Here is a 15,914-nt window from a genome sequence, read left to right on the forward strand (position 1 = left end):
CTTCCCGGGGCCTTCGTCAACCTCAGTCCTCGTACGCCTCCAGCGGCGGGCAGGCGCAGACCAGGTTGCGGTCACCGTAGGCCTGGTCGATACGGCGCACCGGCACCCAGTACTTGCCGTCGCGCAGCGAGCTGAGCGGGTAGGCGGCCTCGGCGCGGGTGTAGGGGTGCGCCCAGGTGTCGGAGGTGGCCGCCTCGGCGGTGTGCGGGGCGTTGCGCAGCGGGTTGTCGTCCTTGTCGTAGGCGCCCGAGGCCACCTTGGCGATCTCGCCGCGGATGGCGACCATGGCGTCGGCGAAGCGGTCGAGCTCGGCCAGGTCCTCACTCTCGGTCGGCTCGATCATCAGCGTGCCGGCCACCGGGAAGGACATCGTGGGCGCGTGGAAGCCGTAGTCGATGAGGCGCTTGGCCACGTCGTCGACGGTGACGCCGGTCTCCTTGGTGATCTGGCGCAGGTCGATGATGCACTCGTGGGCGACCAGGCCGCCGCGGCCGGTGTAGAGGACCGGGTAGTGCGGGGCCAGGCGGCGGGCCAGGTAGTTGGCCGACAGGATGGCCTGCTCGGTGGCGGCCTTGAGGCCCTCGCCGCCCATCATCCTGATGTAGGCCCAGGAGATGGGCAGGATGCCGGCGGAGCCGTACGGGGCGGCCGAGACCGCGCCGACCGGCGAGCCGGGACGCAGCGCGTGACCGGGCAGGTAGGCGGCCAGGTGCGCGCGGACCGCGACCGGGCCGACGCCGGGACCGCCCCCGCCGTGCGGGATGCAGAAGGTCTTGTGCAGGTTGAGGTGGGAGACGTCGGCGCCGAACTCGCCCGGCTTGGCCAGGCCGACGAGGGCGTTGAGGTTGGCGCCGTCGACGTAGACCTGGCCGCCGGCCTCGTGGACCTTGGCGCAGATCTCGGTGATCGTCTCCTCGTACACGCCGTGCGTGGACGGGTAGGTGACCATGATCGCGGCCAGCGTGTCGCGGTGCTTGGCGATCTTGGCGTCGAGGTCGGCGAGGTCGATGTTGCCCTCGTCGTCGCAGGCGACCACGACGACGCGCATGCCGGCCATGACGGCGCTGGCGGCGTTGGTGCCGTGGGCGGAGGACGGGATGAGGCAGACCTCGCGGCCCGTGTCGCCGCCCGCCTGGTGGTAGGCGCGGATGGCCAGCAGCCCGGCGAACTCGCCCTGGGAGCCGGCGTTGGGCTGGATGGAGACGGCGTCGTAGCCGGTCACCTCGGCCAGCCAGGACTCCAGCGTGCCGATCAGCTCCAGGTAGCCCTCGGTCTGCTCGGCCGGGGCGTAGGGGTGCACGGCCGCGAACTCGGGCCAGGTGATCGGCTCCATCTCGGTGGTCGCGTTGAGCTTCATCGTGCACGAGCCCAGCGGGATCATCGAACGGTCGAGGGCGATGTCCTTGTCCTGCAGCTTGCGCAGGTAGCGCAGCATGGCGGTCTCGGAGCGGTGGCTGTGGAAGACCGGGTGGGACAGGTAGTCGTCCTCGCGGGCGAGCGAGGCGGGCAGCGCGTCGTCACCGGCCAGGTCGCTGAGCCCGGCGGAGACGCCGAAGGCGGCGGCGACCTGCTCCAGGTGGGCGAGCTCGGTCTTCTCGTCGCAGGAGACCGAGACGTGGTCGGCGTCGACCTGCCAGAGGTTGACGCCGCGGGCGGCGGCCTCGGCGACGACCCGGGCGGCCCTGCCGGGCACGCGGGCGGTCACGGTGTCGAAGAACTCGCCGTGCACGACCTCCACGCGGCCCGCGCGCAGCACCTCGGCGAGCGTCACGGCGTGCGCGTGGGTACGGCGGGCGATCCGCCGCAGGCCCTCGGGCCCGTGGTAGACCGCGTACATGCCGGCGATGACGGCCAGCAGCACCTGGGCGGTGCAGATGTTGGAGGTGGCCTTCTCACGGCGGATGTGCTGCTCGCGGGTCTGCAGGGCCAGGCGGTAGGCGGGCGCGCCGTCGGCGTCCACGGAGACTCCGACCAGGCGGCCGGGCATCTGCCGCTGCAACCCCTCGCGCACGGACATGTACGCGGCGTGCGGCCCGCCGAACCCGAAGGGCACGCCGAAGCGCTGGGAGGAGCCGATCGCGATGTCGGCGCCGAGCGCGCCGGGCGCGGCGATGAGCGTGAGGGCGAGCAGGTCGGCGGCGGCGACCACGAGGGCGCCGGCGCCGTGCGCGCGCTCGGCCAGCGCGCGGAAGTCGCGCACACGGCCGGAGGCGCCCGGGTACTGCACCAGCACGCCGAAACACTCGGGCAGCTCGCCGTCGAGGTCGGAGGAGACGAGCTCGATGCCCAGCGGCTCGGCGCGGGTGGCCAGCACGGCCTTGGTCTGCGGGAGGGCGTCGGCGTCGACGACGAAGACGTGGCTCTTGGACTTGCCGGCCCGGCGGGCCAGGGTCATCGCCTCGGCGGCGGCCGTGCCCTCGTCCAGGAGGGAGGCGCCGGCCACGTCGAGGCCGGTGAGGTCGGAGACGACCGTCTGGAAGTTGAGCAGCGCCTCGAGGCGGCCCTGCGAGATCTCGGGCTGGTAGGGCGTGTACGCGGTGTACCAGCCGGGGTTCTCCAGCAGGTTGCGGCGGATCACCGCGGGCGTGATCGTGTCGTGGTAGCCCAGGCCGATCATCGAGGTGAGCACGCGGTTGCGGCCGGCCAGCTCGCGCAGCTCGGCGATGACCTCGCTCTCGCCGGCCGCCGGGGGCAGCTTCAGCTGGTCCTTGGCCCTGATGGCCTCGGGTACCGCCACCGCCACCAGGTCGGAGACCGACTCGAAGCCGACGGCCTCCAGCATCCGCTGCTGCTCGTCGGCCGAGGGCCCGATGTGGCGGGTGGAGAACGGAGGTGCTGTCAGGTCGGTCATGAGGGTGCCCTCCCGAGGCGATGGAGACCGGCGCCGGGGCGCGGTGGCCGGGTCTCCCCCTCTGTCATGGGACCTGAGAGCTTCACCCCGCGGGCGGGGCTTGCACCGTCGGTGAGGCGCGCCTGGCTGGCGTGCCTGCTTTCCAGAGTTGCCTCACCCGAGCGGTACCGGTTGCCTGAGAGATTCCGGGGAGGGTTGCTCCTTCGGCGCCCCGACTCAGGGTCGGGGACTCTCCCGCACGGGGTCGTCAGCCTTCGGGTCCTAGATTACTACGCCGGGCCGCGTCAGGCGTTCCGGCACGCTCGGCTATCCGATCTTGCGCGCGCGCCGCCGCTGCGCCAGCTCGTCCGCGGGGTGGTCGGCCGGGTCGTCACCGGCCGCGGCTCGTTCCCCCGGCAGCTCCGCGAGCGACCCCTCGACTTCCCGCCAGACTTTGCCCAGCGCGATCCCGAACACGCCCTGACCGCCCTGCAACAGGTCGATGACCTCGTCGGCCGAGGTGCACTCGTAGACGCTGACGCCGTCGCTCATGAGCGTGATCTGCGCGAGGTCGGCCACGCCTCGATCACGCAGATGCTGGACGGCGGTGCGGATCTGCTGGAGCGAGACTCCGGTGTCCAGCAGCCGCTTGACGACCTTGAGCACCAGGATGTCGCGGAAGCTGTACAGGCGCTGCGAGCCGGAGCCCTGGGCGGCCCTTATCGTGGGCTCGACCAGGCCGGTTCTGGCCCAGTAGTCCAGCTGCCTGTAGGTGATGCCGGCCGCCGAGCAGGCCGTCGGGCCCCGGTAGCCGATGTCACCCGGAAGTGTCGCGGGGGCGTCGTCGAAGAGCAGGCCCTGCTCTCCGGCACGCTGCCGCGCGCTCTCGCGCCGCACCGGATCTTCCTGGCCGGCCGTCTTTCCCTCGCCGCTGCTGACCGCCACGCGGACCTCCGGCTTTCTCTCATCCCGCGGCCTGATCTGGGGGTTCGCAACGCGCGACCACGGGTTTCACTTGCACCGTAGGACCGTGACCAAGCGCAGTCAACGATCCGGCTCGGCGCGTCGTGAAGCGTAAATGCACTGAAATACCTACCCCGCCCTGCCGAAGTCCTCGGGCGTGATCGTGTCAAGGAACTCCCTGAACTTCTCCACCTCGTCCTCCTGGTCGTCAGGGATGATCACACCGGCTTCCTGCACGACCTCCTCGCTGGCGAAGATCCGGGCACCGGTGCGCAGGGCGAGCGCGATGGAGTCGGACGGCCTGGCGCTCACTTCGACGCCGTTGGAGAAGACCAGATCGGCGAAGAAGATGCCGTCACGCAGCGCGACGATGTTGACCGCGCGCAGGCCGACGCCGAGCGCGCTGAGCACGTCGCGGAACAGGTCGTGCGTGAGGGGTCGCGGCGGCGGCTCCTCGGCCTGGGCCAGCGCGATGGCGGTCGCCTCGGTCATCCCAATCCAGATCGGCAGGAACCGCTCTCCGTGTGCCTCCTTGAGCAAGACGATCGGCTGATTTGTGGGCATTTCAACGCGAACGCCCACTACCTCCATCTGCAACACGGGCTGCTCCGTATCCGACACCTGACCGCTCTTATGCAATTCAACGTAACACCCGGCGGACACCTGAGGGCGCGCCGGTGGCCTCTTCATCGGCCCAGGACACTCCGCACGCCCGCGCGCAGCAGGGCCGCGTGCAGATCGAGCAGGTGTGCGGACAGCTCCCTGCCCACCTCGTCGGCCTCCCCGATCGCGCCGGGTCTGCGGCGTTTGAGTATGGGCGCGACGGTCTGCTCCACCAGCCCCGCCTCACGCTCGGCCGCGGCCTTGACCGCCCGCAGGTGCCGGGCGTGCAGGCCGAACCTGGCCAGGGCGCCGACGCTGCGCGCCACCTGGAGCGCGTCCTCGTCGTAGCGGCGCGCGACGGGGGCCAGCAGGCCGTAGTCCTCCAGCTCGGTGAGCGTCTCCTCGCTCAGCCCCGCCGCCTCCAGGAGCTCGGCGCGGCTGAGCCGCACCTCCGAGGTCTCCTGTACGGCGTGCGGCCGCCCGAACGACTCGGCCATCTTGTCCTTGATCACGCGCAGCGGGAGATAGTGATCACGCTGCTCGCGCAGGATGAAACGCAGCTGCTCCACGTGCAGATGCGTGAACTTGCGATAGCCGGACGGGCTGCGCTCGGGCTCGATGAGCCCCTCCCCCTCCAGAAAACGGATCTTGGAGATCGTCACGTCGGGGAACTCGGCGTGCAGCAGGCCGAGCACCTCCCCGATGCTCATGTGCGAGCGGGCCGCCTGAGAGGTCATCCCGCGACGGCGGTCCGCATCAGGAAGACCAGCCGGAACTTGCCGATCTGCACCTCGTCTCCGGAGTGCAGCGGCACCTCCTCGATGCGCTCGCGGTTGACGTAGGTGCCGTTGAGGCTGCCCACATCGCGCACGGAGAACTGGCCGCCGTGGTGGCGGTAGAACTCCACGTGCCGGCGCGAGACCGTGATGTCGTCGAGGAAGATGTCGCTCTCGGGGTGGCGCCCGGTCGTGGTGAGGTCCTTGTCGAGCCGGAAGCGGCTGCCGGCGTTGGGACCTCTGGTGACCGTGAGCAGCGCGGTGCCCGGAGGCAGCTGCTCCACCAGGGCCCGCTCGGCGAGCATGAACTCACCGGTCTCCGCCTCGTACGCCTCGATTCCCGCGACCGAGATGGTCGAAGTGGTGTCCCCGGCGACCTCGGGTCTGGTCAGCGGTGACCCACAGCGGGAGCAGAAACGGGCATCCTCGGGGTTGGCGTGCCCGCACTGCGTGCAGTAGACGCTCGGCATCGATCGGCTCGGCCTCCTACCGCGAAGTCGCGGCAACGGTGCTCGGGGCGCGCCTCGCTTCGCTCTTCAAGTTTGCGAATGCCGCAACTTACGCTGATCAGCGACGAAGGTCAAGACGGACGCCTGACGACAGGTTTGGACGGTGACAAAGTTACCGCCGAGTCTGCCTCAAGGTCCATGCCGCCGCGCTGCCTTTCTGTCACGTTCCTGTTGCCTGCCGGGCGATCCGGCAGGTCATCCTCCCAGATGCCCGTCCAATGATCCACTCGAAGATCCGGCGTGTCACCCCCGGGAATCCCGTTCGATGATCCGGTACGCCACGTTCTGGTGGCCTGGCCGGCTCACGTTCCCGAGGCCTGTTCCACGATGCGGGCCCAGCGTTCCAGGAGCGCCTGTGCCGAGTCGGCGTCGGCGGCCTCGGCCCAGACGTCCGTGACGGGCTCGGTGGCGGCCGGGAGGATGAGCGCCCAGCTGCCGTCGCCGGCGGCCAGCCGTACACCGTCGGTGGTGTCGACGCGGAAGCCCTCGCCCGCCGCTTCCGCGGCCTCGATGACCGAGCGCATCACCGCGCCCTTGGCCGCCCACGGGGTGGGGACGCTGCGCTTGAGCAGGCTCGCCTCGGGGATGCGGGCGTCGATCTGGCTGAGCGACAGGCGCGTGCGGGCGACCAGGCCGAGCAGGCGCATGAAGGCGGCCAGGCCGTCCACGGCGGGGCTGAACTCCGGCACGATGAAGCCGCCCCGGCCGTCCCCGGCGAAGACCAGGTCGTCGGCCGCGGCGGCGGAGGTGAGCGCGTCGGTGCCGGTGGAGGTCCACTCGACCTGCACGCCGTGGAAGCGGCAGACCTGCTCGGCGACGCGGGTGGTGGTGACGGGCAGGGCGACGCGCCCGCGGCGGCGCTCGGCGGCGACGAGGTCGAGCACGACGAGCAGGGCGCGTTCCTCGCCGATGAGCTGGCCCATCTCGTCGACCAGGGCGATGCGCTCGCCCATGGGGTCGAAGCGCACGCCGAAGGCGGCCCGCGAGGAGCTGACCAGCTCCGCCAGGCGCTGCAGGTCGCGGCGGCGCTCGGCGAGGGTCTCGGTGGGCGAGGCCTCGTCCAGGCGGGCGTTGACGGTCAGCACCTCGACGCCGACACGGCCGAGCAGCGTCGGCAGGACCAGTGTCGCGGTGCCGCCGGCGCAGTCGACGACGACCTTCATGTCGCGTACGCCGGTCATGTCCACGCAGGCCAGCAGCTCGTGGGCGTAGTCCTCGACGGCCCTGGCCGGGTAGCGCAGCTCGGCGATCTCGCCGGGGAACGCGCGGCGGAACTCCTGGCGGGAGTAGACGCGCTCCAGCTTGCGCTGGGCGGCGGGCGGCAGGTCGGAGCCGCGCTGGTCCATGAAGACGATGTCGACGCTCTGGGGGTCGCCCGCGGTGGTACGCAGGGCGATGCCGCCGGCGGCCGCCTCGCGGGAGGTGTGGAAGCGCGCCACGGGCAGCGGGGCGGCCTCGAGGTCCAGGACGTTGATGGCGCTGGCGGTCAGGGCGCCGATGACGGCCCGCTTGAGCGCTCTGGCCGCCAGTGAGGAGTCCCGGGCGGTGACGACCCGCTCGCCCTTCTTGAGCGTCGTGGCGTAGGCGCTGGCCAGCCGTACGCACAGCTCGGGGGTGATCTCGACGTTGACCAGGCCGCTGACGCCGCGGGGGCCGAACAGGCTGCGCTGGCCGCGCGACTCCCAGATGACGCTGGTGTTGACGACGGCGCCCGCCTCGATGGTCTTGAAGGGGTAGACGCGTACGCCGCTGGAGACGTAGGCCTCGGCCTCGATGACGCAGTCGTCGCCGATGACGGCGTTCTCCTCGACGCGGGCGCCGGTCATGAGGTCGGTGCCCTTGCCGATCACGCAGCCGCGCAGGTGGGCGCCGGGGCCGAGGTAGACGTTGTCGTGCAGGACGGCGCGGTGCAGGAAGGCGCCCTCGCGGACCAGCGCGTTGTTGCCGACGACGGTGAACTCGCGCAGTTCGGCGCCTGCCTCGATCTTGGCGTACTCGCCGATGAGCAGGGGGCCCTTCAGGACCGCGTCGGGGTCCACGGTGGCCGATTCGGCGACCCAGACGCCAGGGGAGCGTTCGAAGCCGCCGATGTCGAGCTGGACGCGTCCCGACAGGGCGTCGGCCTGGGCCTTGAGGTAGCTCTCGTGGGTGCCGACGTCCTCCCAGTAGCTCTCGGCGACGTAGCCGAAGAGCGGGGCGCCGCGCTTGAGCAGGCGGGGGAAGACGTCGGCCGACCAGTCGACCACCTCGCCGTCGGCGACCTCGTCGAGGACCTCGGGCTCCATGACGTAGACGCCGGTGTTGACGGTGTCGGAGAAGACCTGGCCCCACGTGGGTTTTTCGAGAAAGCGCTGGATGCGGCCGTGCTCATCGACGATGATGATCCCGAACTCGAGCGGGTTGGGCACGCGTTTCAAGCCGATGGTGACAAGCGCCGCATTCTCACGATGGAAACGGATCATGTCCGATAAATCGATATCCGTTAGGGCGTCGCCGGAGATGACCAGAAAGCGGTCGTCCCTGAGCTTGTCCGCGGCGTTCTTGACGCTGCCGGCGGTGCCGAGCGGGAGGTCCTCGGTGGCGTAGTTGAGGCTCATGCCGAGCTCGTCGCCGTCGCCGAAGTAGTTGCGCACGAGCGCGGCGAGAAACTGCACGGTCACGACGGTCTCGGTGAGGCCGTGCCGTTTGAGCAGCCGGAGCACGTGCTCCATGATCGGGCGGTTGACCACCGGCAGGAGAGGTTTGGGCTGGTTGGCGGTCATCGGTCGCAGCCGAGTACCCTCCCCGCCCGCCATCACGACCGCCTTCACCCGATCACTCCTTCTTGTCGGCCTTGATGAGCTGGCGCACCTGTACCACATACAACAGCCCGGCCCACCAGTACAGGCCCGTTCCCCAGATCGCGAAGGCCCAGCCGGTAATCCGGGCAATTTCCGCATACCACCCAGTGTGGGAGGCGAGGAAGAGGAGCGGGAAGGCGTACATCAGGTTGAACATGGCGGCTTTGCCCAGAAAATGCACCTGGAGTGCCCGGTAGCCGTGTTTGCGAAGGACGGGAGCGAAACTCGCGACGAAGAGTTCACGACCGAGGATGAGCACCACCAGCCACCAGGGGATGACCTCGCGCAACAGCAGGCCGATGATCGTGGCGAACACGTAGAGCTTGTCGGCGGCGGGGTCGATGATCCGGCCGAGGCGGCTGGTCTGGTTGAACGCGCGGGCGATCTTGCCGTCGAGCCAGTCGGTGAACCCGGCCACCATCAGCAGCGCGATGGCCCAGCCGTCCGCCTTGGGCCCAAGAACCAGCCAGAGGAACACGGGGACGCCAAGCAGGCGCAGGAAGCTCAGCAGGTTCGGAACTGTCCAGATCCGGTCCTCGGCGGAAGTTTCGCTCACGCTGCGACCCTACTGCGTTGGGTTGTCCTCCCACGCGATCACCTGCTGTGCATCCCCGGACTCCCCCATTTCCGCCCACTCCGCCCGCGGGCCCCGAGAGAGCGAACATGCGGTGCGGGGTCCCCGGGGCGGTCCCGAACGCCAGGGTTCGCGGAGGCGGGCCCGTCGCCGCGTGGGGGCAGGCGCCAGGGGCGGGTCCTGGGCCCGGGGTCTCGGTCGCGAGGGTGGACACCTGGCGCGGGCAACCCGGGCTCTGGGAGCCACGGGCGGGGGTGCCGGAAAGCCCGGAGCTGGGGCAACAGGGCTGGGCGGGGGCGTACCCCCGCAGAACGGCTATGGGCGGGCGGAGGTGAGGAAGGCTCGGATGAGGGCGGAGTCCTTCACGCCGCGCGCGACCTCCACGCCGCTGGAGACGTCCACGCCCCACGGCGCGGCGGCGGCCACCGCAGCGCGTACGTTCTGCGGTGTGAGACCGCCCGCCAGCAGCCAGCGGCCCGTCGGGCGGCCGCGTACGGCGGACCAGTCCCAGGGCTCGCCCGCGCCCGCCCGGGGAGCGTCGACCAGCAGCAGGTCCTCGTCGTAGGCCCCGCAGCGCAGGTCGGCGTCGGCGGCCACGGCGCGCACCAGCGTGAGGCCCAGGTCCTTCAGGGCGGTGAAGTCGGAGTGCGGGTGCCGGCCGTGGAGCTGGATCGCCCGCACGCCCGCCGTCAGTGCCGCGGCTCTGACCGTGTCCGGGTCCTCGCCCTTGAAGACGCCCACGGTCAGGACGTGCGGGGGGACCAGGGCGGCGAGTTCGGCCGCGCGCTCGGGCGTGATGCGGCGCGGGCTGTTGGTGAGCACGAGGCCGATGGCGTCGGCGCCGGCCTCGACGGCGGTCCGCACGTGCTCTTCTTCGCTCAGGCCGCAGATCTTGACGTACACCCCTCCAGGCTACGGCAATCGTGAGAGAGCGCTCATGAACGCCTCATGAACGGGTAATCACGCTCCGCGACGATCGTGGTCGTGACAAGAACGATCTCCGCCCTCCTCCTCAGCGCCCTGGCCGTGACCGCCGTCGTGATCTTCACGCCGGGGCTCGGCGCGCAGGGGAAGATCACGCTGGGCGTGTTCGCGGTGGCGACCGTTCTGTGGGTGATCGCCACGGTGGACGACACGCTCGTCGCCCTCGGGGCCGGGCTGGTGCTGGTGGTGTCGGGGGTGCTGCCCGCCGACGACTTCTTCGGGGCGCTCGGTGAGCCGACCGTGTGGCTGCTCATCTGCGCCTTCGTGATCGCCGCCGGGGTGTCGGCCTCGGGGCTGGCCGCGCGGGCGACCGCCTGGCTGGTCTCCCGGGCCTCGACGGTACGGCGGCTGGTGCACCTGACCACGGCGGCGCTGGTGGTGAGCGCGTTCGCGGTCCCGGCCACGTCGGGGCGGGCGGCGCTGGCGGTGCCGGTGTTCCTGGCGCTGGCCAAGGTGCTGGAGGGGCGGCGCCGGGTCGTGGTGGCGCTGGCGCTGGTCTTTCCCGCGGTCATCCTGCTCTCGGCGGTCGCCTCCCTCATCGGGGCGGGCGCGCATCTCATCACGGTCGAGATGTTGTTCCAGGCCACGGGCGAGCGGATCGGGTTCGCGCACTGGCTGCTGCTCGGGCTGCCGCTGGCCGTCGTCTCCTCGCACCTGTGCGCCGAGATCGTGCTGCTCATGATCACGCGGCGGGCCGACCGGCGCGAACCGGTGAGCGTCGACGCCGAGGCGGTCGGCGAGGCGACGGGCGTACCCGTCAGCGGGCCGCTGGACGGGCCGCAGCGCCGTTCGGCCGTGCTGCTCTGCGTGGTGGTGGCGCTGTGGTGCGCCGAGCCACTGCACGGGGTCTCGCCCGCGGTCGTCGCGTTCGTCGGCGCGGTGCTCACCGCCACGCCGAAGGCCGGGACGATCACCATGAACAAGGCGCTGGCCACCGTGCCCTGGGCGATGCTCATGTTCATGGCCGCCACCATGGCCATGGGCGTGGCCATGACCACCTCGGGGGCGGCCGGCTGGCTGGCCGGCGGGTTGTTCGGCGTGCGGGTGCCGGCCTGGCAGTTCCTGGCCGCGGTGGTCGGGGTGAGCACGCTGGCGCACCTGCTGCTGCAGTCGCGCTCGGCGCGCTCCAGCGTGCTCGTCCCGCTCGTCATCACCGCCGCCGCCGGTCTCGGGGTCTCCCCCGCGGCGGCCGCGTTCGCCTCCACGGCCGCCGCGGGGTTCTGCCACACCCTTCCCGCCTCCGCCAAGCCCGTCGCGCTCTTCCACCGCATCGAGGAGGTCCCCACGTACGGCTCCCGCCACCTGCTGGCCCTGTCGGCGGTGCTCGCGCCGCTGACCGCCGGGCTCGTTCTGCTCTTCGCACTCATGGTGTGGCCGCTTCTCGGCCTGCCCTACTGAAGGATGATCATGCGTATTCTCATCGCCCCGAGTGGTTTCAAGGAGTCCCTGAGCGCGGGGATGGTCGCCGAGGCCATCGCCCGCGGGGTACGCCGGGTTCTGCCGCTGGCCAGGACCGAGACACTGCCCCTGGTGGACGGTGGCGAGGGCTCGGCCGCCGCGCTGGCCGAGGCGCTGGGCGGGCGGCTGGTGCCGTACACGACGACCGGGCCGGTGGGCGCGCCGGTGGACTCGCACCTCGCGCTGCTGCCCGGCGGGACGGCGGTGGTGGAGATGGCGGCGACCGCGGGGCTGCGGCTGGTGCCGCGTGAGCTGCGCGATCCGGGGCTGACCACGACGTACGGGGTGGGCCAGCTGATCGCCGCCGCGCTCGATCACGGCGTGCGGCGGGTGCTGGTCGGCTGCGGCGACTCCGGCACCTCCGACGGCGGCGCGGGCGCCCTGACGGCGCTGGGCGCCCGGCTGCTCGACGCGGAGGGGCGCGCGCTGCCGGCGGGCGGCGCGGCGCTGTCGCGGCTGGACCGGATCGACGTCTCCGGGCTGGACCCCCGGCCGGCGGGCGTGGAACTGCTCGTGGCCTGCAACCCGTGCAACGTGCTGTGCGGCCCGCGCGGCGTGGCGCGGGTGTTCGGGCCGCAAAAGGGCGCCACCCCCGAGCGGGTCGAGGAACTGGCCGCCGCGATGGAGCGCTGGGCCGAGGTGCTGGAGCGCGACCTCGGCGCCGGCGGGCTGCGGACCGCGCCGGGCAGCGGGGCGTCCGGCGGTCTCGGCGCGGGTCTCGCGGCGCTCGGCGGGCGGTTGCTGCCACGCTTCGAGGTGCTGCTCGACCACGTGGACCTCGACGCGAAGATCGCCGCCGCCGACCTGGTGATCACCGCGGAGGGGGCGATCGACGCGCAGACGCCGTCGGGGAAGATCCCGGCCGAGGTGGCGCGCCGGGCCAAGAGGTACGGCAAGCCCGTCCTCGCCCTGGCCGGAACCATCGGCGCCGGGGCCAGCCAGGTGCACGAGGCGGGCATCGACGCCTTCGAGAGCATCGTGCCGGGGCCCATGCGGCTGGCTGAAGCGATCGACGGCGGCGAGGAGTTCCTGGTGGCGGCGGCCGAGCGGGCGCTGCGCATGGTCGTGGTGGGCGCCCGGCTCCAGCGGGCCCGCGGCACGTCCGAGATCATGACGGCCGCGCTCCCCGGGATCCCGGGAAACGGGCCGTCGCCGGGAACGGGCCGCCCCGCCGTCCCGCCCGCGGCCGACCAGGCGTCGCCGGACCGTGCCTCCGGGGGCCGGGTCGCGACGAAGCCGCGGCCCTCAGCGGGCGGGATCGCGAGGATGCCGTCGATCTCCGGCGTTCCCCCGCTGACGGAGCTGATCAGGGGGCGGGTCGCGTGATGGGACGGAAGTGGGCGTCCACCAGCCCCATCCGGTGGGCCACCACCGCCGCCTGGATGCGGTTGCGCAGCCCCAGCTTCTCCATCACCGCCCCCACGTGCGTCTTGACCGTGGTCACGCCCACGTGCAGGAGCTCGGCGATCTCGCTGTTGGACAGCCCGGAGCCGAGCAGGGTCAGCACGTCCAGTTCCCGGTCGGTCAGGTGGGGCGCGGGCGCGGCCTCGGCGCGTACGTCCTCGGCGGCCAGCGCCCGCTCCACCACCCGGCGCAGCACGGACGGCGCCAGCAGCTGCTCGCCGATCGCGGCCCTGCGCACGGCGTCGACCATGCGCTCGGGCTCGTCGTCCTTGACCAGGAAGCCGAGCGCGCCGGCGCGCAGGGCGGCGTAGACGTTGGCGTCCTCGGCGAAGGTGGTCAGCACGACGATCCTGGCCGACGGGGTGGCCGCCAGAATGCGCCGGGCCGCCTCCAGGCCGTCGACGCGGGGCATGCGCAGGTCCATGAGGATGACGTCGGGCGTGAGGTGGGCGGCCAGGCGCACGGCCTCGGCTCCGTCCTCGGCCTCGCCGACCACCTCCATGCCGCCCGCCGCCTGCAGCAGCATGCGTACGCCCGCCCGTACCAGGGCCTGGTCGTCGGCGACCAGCACGCGGATCACGCGGCGCTCCCCCGGGCGCCGGGCAGGGTGGCGCTCAGCAGCCAGCCGCCGCGCCCGTCGGGTCCCGCGGTCAGGGCGCCGCCGAGTGCGCGCACCCGCTCGCGCATCCCGGCCAGCCCCTGGCCGGAGGAGGGCAGCGGCTCGCGGGTGGTGACCGGCGGGCCGTTGCGTACCTCGACCGACAGGCCGCCCGCGGTGCGGGCCCGGGTGACGCTGACGCTCACCTCGGTGCCGGGTCCTGCGTGTTTGAGCACGTTCGTCAAGCCTTCCTGGACGATGCGGGCGGCGGAGGCGCGGGTGACCAGCGGCGCCTCCTCCATGGCGGGGTCGACGTCGAGCGCGACCACGAGGCCGGCGGCGCTCATCCGCTCGGCCGACTCCCTGACCACGTCGCCGGGGTCGGCGAGCAGGTCGGGCGGGCTGTCGGGGTCGCGCAGCAGGTGGAGCAGGCCGCGCAGGTCCTCCAGCGCCTGGTGGCCGGTCTGGCGGATGTCGGCGAGCGCGTCGGCGATCGGGCCCTCGGGCGCGGCGTAGTGGGCGGCGCCGGCCCGCAGCACCATGGCGCCGACGTGGTGGGCGACGATGTCGTGGACCTCGCGGGCGATGCGCTCGCGCTCGGCGAGCTGGTCGGCGCGTACCTGGGCGACCGCCAGGCGGGCCGACTCGCGGGCGCGCAGCTGTTCGGCCGAGCGCGCGGCCTGGTTCGCGCCGAGGTAGCGGCCGATCGCCACCGGCGTGACGACCAGCGCCATCAGCACCACGACGCGGACCGGCGTGGTCTCGACGCCGGGCTCGACGACGGCGATCGAGCCCAGGATGCACGCGGCGAGGTAGACCGCGGCGGTCCACAGCCACGAGGAGACCCGCATCGCGAACACGCCGATGGAGATGAGCACCAGCAGCATGCAGGTGTTGACCACCTGCGGCAGGTAGCTGTCGGCGGCCAGCAGCAGCAGCCCTTGGAGCAGGAAGACCAGGCCGGGCAGCCGCCGCGCGACGCCGAGCGACAGCCCGCCGGCCACCGCGAGCAGCCCGGTGACCCAGATCGGCTGCTCGGCGGCGTGCCAGCTCGTCCAGGTGCTGAGCACCGCGTAGGCGACGCCGCCCGCCGCGAGCAGCAGGTCGGGCGCGATGGCGCGCTCTTCCAGCCGTACGGCGGGCCGCCGCAGATAGGCGCCGAGCAGTGCGGGGAACAGCGCTATCCCCACCGAGTACATCCACGCGGTGGACGTGAACGCCACGCCCGGGTCGGCGATGTTGAACGCGCTCGCCAGCGCGCCCGCCGCCACGGCCGCGACCATCCGGGGCCAGCGGGTGCGGTAGGCGGCGGCGCCGAGGGCCGCGCACAGCAGCACCTGCGCCGTGTTGGAGGTGAAGGACCCGATCTGGTCGGTGTAGACGAGGAAGCCCGCGAGGTAGAGGACGACGGCGACCGGCCAGCGGCGCACGAACCCCATCGGCGCCCCGGCCAGCACCGCGAACAGGATCACCGACAGGGCGGGACGCTCCTCCCACGCGGGAGCCTTGCCCGATATCAGCAGGTCCAGGCCGATGCCGGAGGCGGCCAGGAGGAGATCGAGCGGCACTCCCCGCCATCGCCAACGCATGGACAAACGCTATCCCCGCGTGTCGGCTACCGGGTCCTCCCCGGGGAGGACCGGGCCTCCTCCAAGTGGCCGGAACTCTGTCCGTTCGACCGAGGAGTGAGCCCCGATCTATGCCGTAAGTTTCCTCACATGTCTAACGACACCGCTCTCTTTCTGGGCCAGTTCCTGCGCTCGCCCGCCAGCATCGGCGCGCTCGCACCCAGTTCCAGGCGGCTGGCCGAGGCGGTCTCGGCCCCGATCCCGGAACGCGGAGAACCGGTCGTGGTCGAGCTCGGCCCCGGCACCGGCCCCTTCACGGCCGAGATCCAGCGCCGGTTGTGCGGGCGCGGGCACCACCTGGCCGTCGAGTTGAACGACTCGCTGGCCGGGCTGCTCGCCCAGCGCTACCCGCTGGTGGACGTGGTACGCGACGACGCCGCCCGGCTACCGGAACTGCTGGCCGAGCGCCGCCTGAACCGCGCGGACGTGGTCGTCAGCGGCCTGCCCTGGGCCGCCTTTCCCGAGAGCCTGCAGCAGCAGTTGCTCGGTGCGGTGTGCACGGCGCTCGGCTCCGGCGGGGCGTTCACCACGTTCTCCTACATCCACGCCATTCCGCTCAGCGCCGCCCGCCGCTTCCGCGGCCTGCTGGACGAGCGGTTCGAAGAGGTCGTGCCGGGCCGTACGGTGTGGCGCAACGCGCCGCCCGCCTTCGTCTTCCACGCGCGCCGCCCCCGCCCCTGAGCCTGCCCGCGCGGATCAACGATGATCCGCGCGGCTCGACCCTGACCAGAACTTCCTTCTACGATG

Annotated in this window: 13 protein-coding genes and 1 riboswitch; of the genes, 3 read left to right on the forward strand and 10 right to left on the reverse strand. The window is 72.1% G+C overall.

The window, feature by feature from the left end:
• Nucleotides 1-22: 22 nt before the first annotated feature.
• The 8 genes from gcvP to ACIBHY_RS37235 all read right to left on the reverse strand — a co-directional run bounded on the left by gcvP (nucleotide 23) and on the right by ACIBHY_RS37235 (nucleotide 9,998).
• Nucleotides 23-2,851 (reverse strand): aminomethyl-transferring glycine dehydrogenase, encoded by a 2,829-nt coding sequence (gcvP, locus tag ACIBHY_RS37200; RefSeq protein ID WP_397255653.1) that lies wholly within the window; start codon nucleotides 2,849-2,851, stop codon nucleotides 23-25.
• A gap of 152 nt (nucleotides 2,852-3,003) precedes the next feature.
• Nucleotides 3,004-3,098, reverse strand: a riboswitch (glycine riboswitch).
• 59 nt (nucleotides 3,099-3,157) lie between these two features.
• A complete protein-coding gene (locus ACIBHY_RS37205; RefSeq protein WP_379623108.1) occupies nucleotides 3,158-3,775 on the reverse strand; it encodes a MerR family transcriptional regulator in 618 nt (205 codons plus the stop codon).
• Nucleotides 3,776-3,922: 147 nt separating this feature from the next.
• Nucleotides 3,923-4,393, reverse strand: a complete 471-nt coding sequence (locus tag ACIBHY_RS37210) for a bifunctional nuclease family protein (protein WP_090771501.1) — start codon at nucleotides 4,391-4,393, stop codon at nucleotides 3,923-3,925.
• 86 nt (nucleotides 4,394-4,479) lie between these two features.
• On the reverse strand, nucleotides 4,480-5,133 hold the full coding sequence (locus ACIBHY_RS37215; RefSeq protein ID WP_397309162.1) for a MerR family transcriptional regulator: 654 nt from the start codon (nucleotides 5,131-5,133) through the stop codon (nucleotides 4,480-4,482).
• Entirely contained in the window at nucleotides 5,130-5,642 is a 513-nt protein-coding gene (locus ACIBHY_RS37220) for an FHA domain-containing protein (RefSeq protein ID WP_397255649.1), read from the reverse strand. The genes ACIBHY_RS37215 and ACIBHY_RS37220 overlap by 4 nt, the downstream gene beginning before the upstream one ends.
• A gap of 341 nt (nucleotides 5,643-5,983) precedes the next feature.
• Entirely contained in the window at nucleotides 5,984-8,491 is a 2,508-nt protein-coding gene (locus ACIBHY_RS37225; protein ID WP_397309163.1) for a sugar phosphate nucleotidyltransferase, read from the reverse strand.
• Nucleotides 8,492-8,495: 4 nt separating this feature from the next.
• Nucleotides 8,496-9,077, reverse strand: coding sequence for a CDP-alcohol phosphatidyltransferase family protein (locus tag ACIBHY_RS37230; RefSeq protein ID WP_184963195.1), 582 nt, complete (start codon nucleotides 9,075-9,077; stop codon nucleotides 8,496-8,498).
• Nucleotides 9,078-9,410: 333 nt separating this feature from the next.
• Complete coding sequence (locus tag ACIBHY_RS37235) at nucleotides 9,411-9,998, reverse strand: phosphoribosylanthranilate isomerase (protein WP_397255645.1); 588 nt, start codon at nucleotides 9,996-9,998, stop codon at nucleotides 9,411-9,413.
• 81 nt (nucleotides 9,999-10,079) lie between these two features.
• Here ACIBHY_RS37235 and ACIBHY_RS37240 point away from each other — a divergent pair, with 81 nt between their 5' ends.
• Together ACIBHY_RS37240 and ACIBHY_RS37245 are read left to right on the forward strand one after the other, a co-directional pair.
• Nucleotides 10,080-11,477 carry an SLC13 family permease gene (locus tag ACIBHY_RS37240; RefSeq protein WP_397309164.1) on the forward strand — a complete coding sequence of 466 codons (1,398 nt, stop codon included), beginning with the start codon at nucleotides 10,080-10,082 and terminating at the stop codon, nucleotides 11,475-11,477.
• Nucleotides 11,478-11,486: 9 nt separating this feature from the next.
• Nucleotides 11,487-12,863: a glycerate kinase gene (locus ACIBHY_RS37245; protein ID WP_397309165.1), complete on the forward strand. Its 1,377-nt coding sequence runs from the start codon at nucleotides 11,487-11,489 to the stop codon at nucleotides 12,861-12,863.
• Here the strand turns inward: ACIBHY_RS37245 and ACIBHY_RS37250 are convergent.
• Together ACIBHY_RS37250 and ACIBHY_RS37255 are read right to left on the reverse strand one after the other, a co-directional pair.
• Nucleotides 12,844-13,521 (reverse strand): response regulator, encoded by a 678-nt coding sequence (locus tag ACIBHY_RS37250; RefSeq protein WP_397255746.1) that lies wholly within the window; start codon nucleotides 13,519-13,521, stop codon nucleotides 12,844-12,846. The genes ACIBHY_RS37245 and ACIBHY_RS37250 overlap by 20 nt on opposite strands.
• A complete protein-coding gene (locus ACIBHY_RS37255) occupies nucleotides 13,518-15,128 on the reverse strand; it encodes a histidine kinase (RefSeq protein ID WP_397309166.1) in 1,611 nt (536 codons plus the stop codon). The genes ACIBHY_RS37250 and ACIBHY_RS37255 overlap by 4 nt, the downstream gene beginning before the upstream one ends.
• A gap of 129 nt (nucleotides 15,129-15,257) precedes the next feature.
• On the opposite strand from ACIBHY_RS37255, the gene ACIBHY_RS37260 reads away from it, so the two are divergent.
• Entirely contained in the window at nucleotides 15,258-15,848 is a 591-nt protein-coding gene (locus tag ACIBHY_RS37260) for a class I SAM-dependent methyltransferase (RefSeq protein WP_397255637.1), read from the forward strand.
• Nucleotides 15,849-15,914: the final 66 nt, after the last annotated feature.

This window comes from Nonomuraea sp. NPDC050547 (genome assembly GCF_044457345.1).
Lineage (GTDB): Bacteria > Actinomycetota > Actinomycetes > Streptosporangiales > Streptosporangiaceae > Nonomuraea.

Excerpts from the sequence above, each read along its gene's own strand:
- ACIBHY_RS37255 (WP_397309166.1), bottom strand. The coding sequence starts at position 15,128 with ATGCGTTGGCGATGGCGGGGAGTGCCGCTCGATCTCCTCCTGGCCGCC.
- ACIBHY_RS37260 (WP_397255637.1), top strand. The coding sequence starts at position 15,258 with ATGTCTAACGACACCGCTCTCTTTCTGGGCCAGTTCCTGCGCTCGCCC.
- gcvP (WP_397255653.1), bottom strand. The coding sequence starts at position 2,851 with ATGACCGACCTGACAGCACCTCCGTTCTCCACCCGCCACATCGGGCCC.
- ACIBHY_RS37220 (WP_397255649.1), bottom strand. The coding sequence starts at position 5,642 with ATGCCGAGCGTCTACTGCACGCAGTGCGGGCACGCCAACCCCGAGGAT.
- ACIBHY_RS37245 (WP_397309165.1), top strand. The coding sequence starts at position 11,487 with ATGCGTATTCTCATCGCCCCGAGTGGTTTCAAGGAGTCCCTGAGCGCG.
- ACIBHY_RS37215 (WP_397309162.1), bottom strand. The coding sequence starts at position 5,133 with ATGACCTCTCAGGCGGCCCGCTCGCACATGAGCATCGGGGAGGTGCTC.